The 5487-nt window shown below is 63.3% G+C and carries 3 protein-coding genes; all 3 read right to left on the bottom strand.

From position 1 onward, the window contains the following. Nucleotides 1-196 precede the first annotated feature (196 nt). The 3 genes from JMF90_RS22110 to JMF90_RS22100 all read right to left on the bottom strand — a co-directional run bounded on the left by JMF90_RS22110 (nt 197) and on the right by JMF90_RS22100 (nt 5185). Entirely contained in the window at nt 197-523 is a 327-nt protein-coding gene (locus JMF90_RS22110) for a hypothetical protein (protein WP_011544525.1), read from the bottom strand. Nucleotides 524-605: 82 nt separating this feature from the next. Continuing rightward, nucleotides 606-1817: a ribonucleotide-diphosphate reductase subunit beta gene (locus JMF90_RS22105; protein ID WP_012327871.1), complete on the bottom strand. Its 1212-nt coding sequence runs from the start codon at nt 1815-1817 to the stop codon at nt 606-608. 365 nt (nt 1818-2182) lie between these two features. Further along, entirely contained in the window at nt 2183-5185 is a 3003-nt protein-coding gene (locus JMF90_RS22100) for a ribonucleoside-diphosphate reductase subunit alpha (protein ID WP_077179097.1), read from the bottom strand. Nucleotides 5186-5487: the final 302 nt, after the last annotated feature.

Genomic DNA, 5487 nt, shown 5'->3' with positions numbered 1-5487 from the left:
GGCCTTCTTCGCCGGTGCTGCCTTCTTCGCGGCAACCTTCTTCACCGCGACCTTCTTCGCAGCAACCTTCTTCACCGCGGCCTTCTTCGCCGGAGCGGCAGCCTTCTTCGCAACGGTCTTCTTGGCAGCAACCTTCTTAGCAGCCGGTTTCTTCTTGGCAGTAGCCATGTTGTTCTCCTTCAGGTTCAGATGAGAGTCAGTTCAAACTACACCCTTCGTCAAAACCCGCTTCCCGCGGACGCTGTTCAGGACGTGCGCTTCGAAGCGGGCTATTCATCGGCGTACGCAGATACCGCGCGCTTACGCTAATGAATACGGTATGGCGCGCGTGACCACTCGGCCTCGCGCGCCAAATCAAGTCGGTAGCCGGCGCACCTCGCGCCGCTACCCCTAATCGCTTGATCAAGCGGACCGCCACACGGCCGTCCGCTTTTTCCGGAGGGAAGTTTGCCCATCCCACTGAAGGGTTCGCAAAGTGCCTGTCGTATCGTTGGGCCGTTAAGGCACCGGGCATGCTTTGCATCAGGCGTTCTTGCTCCTAAACCTTGGGCCGGGGCCGAGAGGCCACCGGCTGCTCCATCATGTAACGGGTTCGCTGCTGCGGGTTATTCCCAGGACAGCGCGCCCCCCGTCTGATACTCGATCACACGCGTCTCGAAGAAGTTGCGCTCCTTCTTCAGGTCGATCATCTCGCTCATCCACGGGAACGGGTTTTCCTCGTTCGGATACAGCGGGTCAAGGCCGATCTGCTGGCAACGGCGGTTGCTGATGAAGCGCAGATAGCTCTTGAACATCGACGCGTTCAAACCCAGCACGCCGCGCGGCATCGTGTCCTCGGCGTAGCGGTATTCGAGTTCGACAGCCTGCTTGAACAGCTCGCGGATCTCGGCGCGGAATTCGGCGGTCCAGAGATGCGGGTTCTCGAGCTTGATCTGGTTGATCAGGTCGATGCCGAAGTTGCAGTGCATCGACTCGTCGCGCAGGATGTACTGATATTGCTCTGCAGCACCCGTCATCTTGTTCTGGCGGCCGAGCGCGAGGATCTGCGTAAACCCGACATAGAAGAACAGGCCTTCCATGATGCAGGCGAACACGATCAGCGACTTCAGCAGCTTCTGATCCGCTTCGAGCGTGCCGGTCTTGAAGGCCGGGTCCGTCAGCGTATGAATGAACGGGATCAGGAATTCGTCCTTCGCGCGGATCGACGTGACCTCGTGGTACGCGTTGAAGATCTCGCCTTCGTCGAGACCGAGCGATTCGACGATGTATTGGTACGCGTGCGTGTGGATCGCTTCCTCGAACGCCTGGCGCAGCAGGAACTGCCGGCACTCGGGCGCCGTGATGTGGCGGTACGTGCCGAGCACGATGTTGTTCGCCGCGAGCGAATCGGCCGTCACGAAGAAGCCGAGGTTGCGCTTCACGATGCGGCGCTCGTCCTCGGTCAGACCGTTCGGGTCCTTCCACAATGCGATGTCGCGGGACATGTTGATTTCCTGCGGCATCCAGTGGTTCGCGCAACCGGCCAGATACTTTTCCCACGCCCACTTGTACTTGAACGGCACCAGCTGATTGACGTCAGTCTGGCCGTTGATGATGCGCTTGTCGGCGACATTGACCCGCGCTTCCGTACCGCCGGCGGGAACAGCCGATGCTTGCGGCGGCACCGCGAGATCGCCTTCGAAAATGTCACGGACCTGATGGGCGGCAGGCGTTGCAGCCTGCATTCCGACAGCCATCCCGGCGGAGGTGCGCATCGCGTTTTGCTGCGCTCCGCTCGCGGGGGTTACGGCAGTCTTCTCGTCATCCCAGTTGAGCATAAATTCTCACCATCAATTTAGAACGGTTTGTACCATCTTTTCCTGAGCGATAAAAGGGTTCGCTCACGAAAAATCCTTTTTTCGATTCGCGTTGCGACCTCGATACAACACTTTGAGCAACGCATCGTCGTTCATGCAGCGCGCGATGTGAGTCGCGCTTGTATCGCGAGGTGCGCTCGACGCATCGAACGCTGATCGAAACGCGACGTCGTCGGGGAGGTTTCGATCGCTTGTCATTGCCTGCAACGCAGGTGTCGCGTTACAGATTCCTTATCATTTTTTTAGTTGAGAGCGGCGCACACTTCAACCTCGATCGGTCGTCGTGTGCGCCGCCCGAGCCTGCTTCTCAGGTCAGGCGCACTGCGTTATTGGCACGCTTCGCACTCGTCGAAGCCGGGGTCGCCCGGACGCATCGTGCACACCGGGCCGTCTGCTTCGACCGGCGCGAGCGCCGCTGCAGCGTTGACCGCGCCCGACGATGCAGCGCCGCCTGCCGCACCGAAGCCGCCCGCTGCGCCTTGCGCGCCGCCGCTGCTCGAGCCGCCGCCTGCACCGCCCGTCGGCACCGCGTTCAGCGCGCCGTGTGCGACCGTCGACTTCTCGACGTGCGTCGCCGCCATCGTGCGGAGGTAGTAGGTCGTCTTCAGGCCGCGCAGCCATGCGAGCTTGTAGACCTCGTCGAGCTTCTTGCCCGATGCGCCGCCCATGTAGATGTTCAGCGACTGCGCCTGGTCGATCCACTTCTGGCGACGCGATGCCGCTTCGACCAGCCACGTCGGGTCGACCTCGAACGCGGTCGCGTAGATCGCGCGCAGGTCGGCCGGGATGCGGTCGATGCGCGACAGCATGCCGTCGAAGTACTTCAGGTCGGCGACCATCACTTCGTCCCACAGGCCGCGTTCCTTCAGGTCGCGGACGAGATACTCGTTCACCACCGTGAATTCGCCCGACAGGTTCGACTTCACGTACAGGTTCTGGAAGGTCGGCTCGATACAGGCCGACACGCCGATGATGTTCGAGATCGTCGCCGTCGGCGCGATCGCGACGCAGTTCGAGTTGCGCATGCCGTGCGTGGCGATCCGCGCACGCAGCGCCGTCCAGTCGAGCGATTCCGACGTGTCGACCTCGACGTAGCCGCCGCGCGCTTCGGCCAGCAGCTTCAGCGTGTCCTGCGGGAGGATGCCGCGATCCCACAGCGAGCCGCGGTAGCTCGAGTAGCGGCCGCGTTCTTCGGCCAGCTCGGTCGACGCGTGGTACGCGTAGTAGCAGACGGCTTCCATCGAACGATCGGCGAACTCGACTGCCTCTTGCGACGCGTACGGCGTACGCAGCAGGTGCAGGCAGTCCTGGAAGCCCATGATGCCCATCCCGACCGGGCGGTGCTTCAGGTTCGAGTTACGCGCCTTCGGCACCGCGTAGTAGTTGATGTCGATCACGTTGTCGAGCATGCGCATCGCGACGCTGATCGTGCGCTTGAGCTTGTCGTGGTCGAGCGCGTAGCTGCCGTCGGCCTGCTTCACCAGGTGGGCGACGAGGTTCACCGAGCCGAGGTTGCACACCGCGATTTCGGTGTCGCTCGTGTTCAGCGTGATTTCCGTGCACAGGTTCGACGAGTGGACGACGCCGACGTGCTGCTGCGGCGAGCGCACGTTGCACGGATCCTTGAACGTGATCCACGGGTGGCCCGTCTCGAACAGCATGCCGAGCATCTTGCGCCACAGCTGCGCCGCCGGGATCTTCTTGAACAGCTTGATCTCGCCGCGCGCGACCTTGTCTTCGTAAGCCGTGTAAGCCTTCTCGAAATCGGCGCCGAACTTGTCGTGCAGGTCCGGGCAGGTCGACGGCGAGAACAGCGTCCAGTCGCCGCCTTCCATCACGCGCTTCATGAACAGGTCGGGAATCCAGTTCGCCGTGTTCATGTCGTGCGTACGGCGACGGTCGTCACCGGTGTTCTTGCGCAGTTCCAGGAACTCCTCGATGTCGAGGTGCCACGATTCGAGGTACGCGCAGACCGCGCCCTTGCGCTTGCCGCCCTGGTTCACCGCGACGGCCGTGTCGTTCACGACCTTCAGGAACGGGACCACGCCTTGCGACTTGCCGTTCGTGCCCTTGATATGCGAGCCGAGTGCGCGCACGCGCGTCCAGTCGTTGCCGAGGCCGCCGGCGAACTTCGACAGCAGCGCGTTTTCCTTCAGCGCTTCATAGATGCCGTCGAGATCGTCCGCGACCGTCGTCAGGTAGCACGACGACAGCTGCGAGCGGTGCGTGCCCGAATTGAACAGCGTCGGCGTCGAGCTCATGAAGTCGAAGCTCGACAGCACGTTGTAGAACTCGATCGCGCGCGTTTCGCGGTCGATCTCGTTCAGCGACAGGCCCATCGCGACGCGCATGAAGAATGCCTGCGGCATTTCGATGCGGGTGCCTTCGACGTGCAGGAAGTAGCGGTCGTACAGCGTCTGCAGGCCGAGGTAGCCGAACTGCAGGTCGCGGCTCGCGTCGAGCGCTTCGCCGAGGCGCTTCAGGTCGAACTGCAGCAGCTTGTCGTCGAGCAGGCCGGCGTCGACGCCGCGCTTCAGGAACTGCGGGAAGTATTCGGCGTAGCGGGTCGACATCTCGGCCTGCACGACTTCCTCGCCGAGGATCTCGCGACGGATCGTGTGCAGCAGGATGCGGGCCGTGACCTGGCTGTACGCCGGATCCTTTTCGATCATCGTGCGCGCAGCGAGGATCGCCGAGTCGTAGACCTGGCTCATCGGCACGCCGTCGTAGAGGTTCTTCACCGTCTCCGCGACGATCGGGTCAGGGTTAACCGCAGCGCCCAGGCCGTCGCATGCCGACACGATCAGCGCGCGCAGCGCGTTCTGGTCGAGCGGGCGCGTGACGCCGTTGTCGACCACGTTGATGCCGGTGGCCGACTCGCCGCCCGCTGCCGCCGCTTCCTCGCCCGCATGCTGGCGCTCGAGGTGACGCTTCTCGCGATACAGCACGTACGCACGCGCGACGTTGTGCTCGCCGCCGCGCATCAGCGCGAGTTCGACCTGGTCCTGGATGTCTTCGATATGGAACGTACCGCCGTTCGGGCGGCTGCGCACGAGCGCGCGAACGACGTTGTGCGTCAGTTGCTCGACCTGCTCGCGTACGCGCGCCGATGCCGCGCCCTGCCCGCCATTGACGGCCAGGAAAGCCTTGGTCACCGCGATCGCGATCTTCGAAGGTTCGAACGACACCACGCTGCCGTTGCGGCGGATCACCTTGTAGTCGGCGAACGTGGCCTGCGGCGCGAGCGCCTTCGCGCCCTGTTCGGTCCCGCCGAGCGGACGGCTCGAGGCGCTCTCGTACTGGGACGTCGCGTTGTCGGTGGTTTGCATGTGCAAAGCTCCTGGTGTTGGATGGTGCGGAGAGAACCGCGGATTAAAACGAACGCTGCGCAATGCGGTGCGCGAGCGGTAAGAGGCGAGCGATGCGCCGGGGAAGCCGGTTCGGTCGATGCGCGACAACCCAGCCGGTCGTGTGCTTCGTCATGTATACCCTGCCCCGTCGATGTTCGCTGCGCTGATCGCGACGCCCGGACCGCCCGGCCTGACGCGCCGCCCTGAGAACCCTGTCCGCCGGCGTTGCCCGCCGGCCGGTGCCGCTCGGGTTTTCCCCTGCGACACACACTATATCTAGT

Origin of the sequence: Burkholderia sp. E168m23 (genome assembly GCF_016586125.1) — a bacterium.
In the GTDB taxonomy this organism is placed as follows: domain Bacteria; phylum Pseudomonadota; class Gammaproteobacteria; order Burkholderiales; family Burkholderiaceae; genus Burkholderia; species Burkholderia orbicola.
Note: the sequence above shows the minus strand (reverse complement) of the source record. Positions and strands in the feature narration are given on the sequence as shown.

What these genes read in the sequence shown, in the direction of transcription:
- JMF90_RS22110 (WP_011544525.1), bottom strand. Translation starts at nt 523, where the DNA reads ATGCAAAGCATGCCCGGTGCCTTAACGGCCCAACGATACGACAGGCAC.
- JMF90_RS22105 (WP_012327871.1), bottom strand. Translation starts at nt 1,817, where the DNA reads ATGCTCAACTGGGATGACGAGAAGACTGCCGTAACCCCCGCGAGCGGA.
- JMF90_RS22100 (WP_077179097.1), bottom strand. Translation starts at nt 5,185, where the DNA reads ATGCAAACCACCGACAACGCGACGTCCCAGTACGAGAGCGCCTCGAGC.